This window comes from Psychrobacter sp. 1U2 (assembly GCF_051847575.1).
This window is the reverse complement of sequence record NZ_JBPYDC010001411.1, coordinates 1-606: the sequence shown is the minus strand read 5'-3', so window position 1 is coordinate 606 and position 606 is coordinate 1. Positions and strand designations below refer to the sequence as shown.

Below are 606 nucleotides of genomic sequence, written 5' to 3'. Positions count from 1 at the left end.
AAACACGGGGGTCTTGGTTTATGTCAACATCTGTGAGCATAAGCTGGAAATTGTCGCAGATCGTGGTATTAGCGCTCATGTCAGTCCTACAGTATGGCGTGCGATGTGTGACAAAGCAGTGACGGGCATTGCCAACAAAAAGTCAGAAGAAAGCTTAAGTGATCTACTAGATGAGATAGGACAACTATTGCGTCAGTATTACCACTTAGAGCATGACCCAGCAGGTAATGAGCTGTCTGATACGGTAGTCTTTTTAAAGTAGCTTCCACAAAATTATAGATAAGCAATTAAAGATAAGGAAATACTATGATTGATCTCATAAAAAAACTACCAAAGGCTGAATTGCATCTACATATTGAAGGTTCATTAGAGCCTGAGCTTATGTTTAGGCTGGCTAAAAAAAACAACATAGATATTCCTTATAAAGACATAGAGGACGTACGTAACGCTTATAATTTCACCAATCTACAGACTTTTTTAGATATTTATTACGCTGGTGCCAATGTACTTATCACAAGAGACGATTTTTATGATTTGACTTGGGAGTATATTTTAAAATGTGTTGAAGACAATGTTATTCATACTGAGATATTCTTTGACCCTCAG

At 37.1% G+C, this 606-nt stretch carries 2 pseudogenes; both read left to right on the top strand.

From position 1 onward, the window contains the following. Positions 1-262, top strand: a pseudogene (locus tag ACS8FD_RS22375) (TPM domain-containing protein); the annotation flags it as partial. Between the two features lie 44 nt (positions 263-306). Further along, positions 307-606 (top strand): annotated as a pseudogene (locus ACS8FD_RS22370) (adenosine deaminase); the annotation flags it as partial.